The sequence below is a fragment of the Longimicrobium sp. genome (genome assembly GCF_036280135.1).
Classification (GTDB): domain Bacteria; phylum Gemmatimonadota; class Gemmatimonadetes; order Longimicrobiales; family Longimicrobiaceae; genus Longimicrobium.
The window spans coordinates 1-3710 of record NZ_DASURI010000652.1 but is presented as its reverse complement, the minus strand read 5'-3'; the positions used below and the strand labels follow the sequence as shown (position 1 = coordinate 3710).

General features: G+C 74.7%; 4 protein-coding genes. All 4 read right to left on the bottom strand.

Going from position 1 to position 3710, the window contains the following annotated elements:
• Positions 1-640: glycosyltransferase family 2 protein (locus tag VFZ20_RS21255; protein ID WP_329685954.1), on the bottom strand; the 640-nt coding region annotated here is incomplete at its 3' end.
• The gene (locus VFZ20_RS21250) at positions 637-2208 is read right to left on the bottom strand and encodes an oligosaccharide flippase family protein (RefSeq protein WP_329685953.1); all 1572 of its coding nucleotides are present in this window, start codon (positions 2206-2208) and stop codon (positions 637-639) included. The genes VFZ20_RS21250 and VFZ20_RS21255, both read right to left, overlap by 4 nt.
• Positions 2190-2951: a cephalosporin hydroxylase family protein gene (locus tag VFZ20_RS21245; RefSeq protein ID WP_329685952.1), complete on the bottom strand. Its 762-nt coding sequence runs from the start codon at positions 2949-2951 to the stop codon at positions 2190-2192. The genes VFZ20_RS21250 and VFZ20_RS21245 overlap by 19 nt, the downstream gene beginning before the upstream one ends.
• Positions 2952-2957: 6 nt before the next feature.
• Positions 2958-3710 (bottom strand): NAD(P)-dependent oxidoreductase (locus VFZ20_RS21240; protein WP_329685951.1); only part of this gene is annotated, 753 nt, incomplete at its 5' end.

Genomic DNA, 3710 nt, shown 5'->3' with positions numbered 1-3710 from the left:
GGGGCTCGGGGACGATCACCACGTCTCCCTGGCACAGGAGGTGGACAAGGGTGCAGACGTCCCAGCCGCTGTAGACGGGGACGCTGGCCACGGCCGCCGTCGCACGGCGCAGGGCCTCGCGGCGCGCGAGCCCGTAGATGTGCACGGCCTTGTGCGACCGGTGCTCGTCCAGCGCGATCATCCCCGCGATTCGCCGCGCCCGCGGCTGCGCGAAGAAGCGCGACCAGTCGTCCCCCAGGGCGGGCGCGGCCGCCCCCGGCTCCACGATCACATCGAACTGGCACGACGCGAGGACGGCTCCCGGCGCCGCGTCCAGGGCCGCCGCCAGCTTCTCCACGAACGTGGGCTCCCGCAGGTCGTCGCAGGCGGCCCACATGAAGTAGTCGCCCCGCGCCTCGTGGAGCACGTAGTGAAAGTTGGCCAGCGGCCCCAGGTTGCGGGGCTGGCGCACGTAGCGCACCCGCGGGTCGCGGGCGGCGGCGGCCCGGCACACGGCCTCCGTGTCGTCCGTGGAGGCGTTGTCGGAGATGATCACCTCCACGTCGCGAAAGGTCTGCGCGAGCGTGGCGTCCAGCGCCTGGGCCAGCAGCGCCCCCCCGTTGTACACGGGCATGCCGATGCTCACCCGCGGCGCGCTCACGGCAGCACCTCGGCGGCGGGGCGTCCGGCGCCCACGCCCAGGCGGCGCAGGACGGGCGTGCGCACCCACGGCAGGGTGAGGGCCGCCGCCGTCACCGCCACGGCGCCCACGGCGCCCAGCTGCACGACGGCGTGCCCCCGCGCCATCTCGCCCCAGGGCAGCAGCAGCCGCGCACCGACGGCAACCACGAGGGCCGCCAGCAGGGGCGCGCCCGCGTCGCGCAGGTACCAGCGGGCCAGCTCGCCCCGCAGCAGGCGCCGGTGCACCAGGGGCGGCTGCAGCAGCACGTATCCCGCGTTGAGCAGCAGCCACCCCGCCGCGGCGCCCGCCGGGCCCCAGCGCATGCCCAGCAGGAGCACGGCGGGCACCAGCACCACGATGGCTACCACGTTGGAGACGATGAGCAGCCGCGTCCACCCGAACGCCACCTGCAGGGCGTACGGAAGCACCATCAGGGCGTTCAGGGCCGTCCCGGCCGAAAGCAGGGCCAGCACCACCCACGCGTTGCGGACGATGGCGGCGTCGCCCGTCCACATCCAGAGCACCTCGCGGGGAAAGAGGGCCAGCACGGCCGCCGCCGGGAGGACGATGACGGACATGAGCCCGCAGGCGTGGTGGTACGTCTCGGCCAGCTCCCCCTCGCGTCCCTCGCCCGCCAGCTGCGCCAGCCGGGGAAAGTACGCCGAGAAGAGGGGCGCCACGAGGCGGTTGAGGGCCGTCACGGCCGTCCCCGCCAGGGTGTAGTAACCAAAGGCGCGCAGGTCCAGCAGCTTGCTCAGCACGATCTTGTCCGCCGAGGTCAGCACCAGCGACAGCACGGACAGCCCGCTCATCCCCGCGGCGAACCGCCCCACCCGCAGCAGCTCGGCGCGGTTGAAGCGCGCGCGGGCGCCGCCCGGCGGCAGGGCGCGGGCCAGGAGGATGCCCAGGGCCAGCGTCTGCAGGGCGGCCGTGGCGATCTGCCATCCCAGGAACGCGTCCAGGGTGGGCGACACCCACGCCAGCACGCCCAGGGCCCCCAGCGAGCGCAGGGTGCCCACGACGGCCATGACGGCGTTGAGCCGCACGTGCAGCTGCAGCCCCTGCAGCCCGCCCGTGTACAGGCTGGCGGGCCACTGCAGGGCGAACGCCAGCCCCATGAGCAGAAAGGCCCGCGACACCTGCCCCTCGCCCAGCCCCTGGGCCCGCACCCAGCCGTGGGCCAGCAGGGGCGCCACGCCCAGCATGGCGGCGGCCAGCAGCACGGCCACGCCCCAGTACACCACGGACAGGGTGCGCACGAGCCCCCGCAGGGACTCGGCGCCCTCGCCGCGGCCGGAACGGTGCGCCAGCTCCCGGCTGAGCGTGGTGCTGAGCCCCAGGTCCAGCAGCGACGCCAGGGCCTGCACCACGGAAAACACGCCGATGAGCCCGTACGCCTCCACGCCCACGTAGCGCACGTACACGGGAACCAGCACCACCCCCAGCAGCGACGTCCAGGCGTTGCCGCCGTAGTTGGCCGCCGCGTTCCACAGCACCCGCGCGCGGCCGCCGGCCGGCGCCGGGGGGCTCACGTCCGCCGCAGCCACGCGCTGGGCCAGTGGGTCACGTTCGCGCGCAGCTCGCTCTCGTTGAAGGGCCACGCCGGCTGCTCCAGCACGAACTCGGGGTGCGCCCCGGCCCACGCCTCGGCGGCGTGCGCGGGGTTGTCGGTGTCCCACCCGGGCTGGCCGCGGGGCACGTCGTGCACCATCCGCATGACGCCGTCCGTGGCCACGATGTACGACCCCGGCGTCACCAGCCCGTGGTACGCGTCCAGCTCGCGGGTGACGTGGGCGGCCGTGTGGTTGCTGTCCAGGATCACCAGCACCGTCTCGCCGGGGCGGATGAGGGAGCGCACCCGCTCCACCGTCTCCGCGCCGGCCGAGTCGCCCTCCACCAGGGTGATCATCCCCGACAGCGCGTGGGCCTCGATGGCCGCGCGGTTGTGGGGGCGGATCTCGATGTCCACGCCCACCACGCGCCCCCGGCCCATGGCCTTCATGAGCGAGGCGTAGAAGACGAGCGAGCCCCCGTGGGCCACGCCCGTCTCCACCACCACGTCGGGCTGCACGCGGTACAGCACCTCCTGCATGCGCACCATGTCCTCGGGGAGCTGGATGACGGGACGGCCCATCCAGCTGAAGGTGTAGGGGTACTTCTGGTTCCATCCCACCTTCACCCACAGGTCGCTGAGCACCTCGAAGGCCTCGGTGCCGTACAGCGGCAGCGTGCCCCCGCCCTCCCCCTCCACCACCAGCGTCCGCGCCTGCGTATCGATCGAGACTTTCATTCGTCCTTAGCCGTTGGAAATGCGCCGGCCGCGCCACCACGCCACCGCGTCGGCGAGCCCCGCGTCCAGGTCCAGCGCCGGGGTCCACCCCACTTCGTCCCGCAGCCGCGCGGCCGAGGCCGCCAGCACGGGGGGATCGTCCGCGGGCGCCGGCAGGGCCCCCAGCCGCACCAGCCCCGGGTCGCCCGCGTGCCGGGCCACCCCCTCCACCACCGTCCGCAGGGCCACCGCCCGCCCCGCCGCCACGTTCACGGGCCCCGTCACCCCGCTCTCCAGCAGCGCCACGCACGCCGACGCCACGTCGCGCACGTGAAGAAAGTCGCGCAGCTGGGCCCCGTGCGTGCACCGCGCGGGCTCGCCCGCCAGCAGCGCCCGGGCCACGGACGGCACCAGGCGGTCCGGGTGCTCGTGGGGGCCGTACAGGAAGAAGAGCCGGGCCCACGCGGCCCGCATCCCCGTCCGCTCCGCCAGCGACGCCAGCAGCTGCCCCGTGGCCAGCTTGCACGCCCCGTACGGCGTCGCCGGCCGCAGGGGGGTGTCCCGCTCGTCACAGGTGCCGGCGGACCAGTCGTACTCCGCGCACGTCCCCGTGGCCACTATCCGCGCGCCCCCGGCCCCGGCGAAGGCGCGGAACAGCTCCAGGCTGGCCCCCACCCAGCGGTAGTTCTCCAGCGACGTCCAGAAGCGCCCGTGCTCCGTGTACCACGCAAGGTGCAGCAGGGCGTCGGGCCGGACGGCGTCCACGACGCGCGCCGCGCC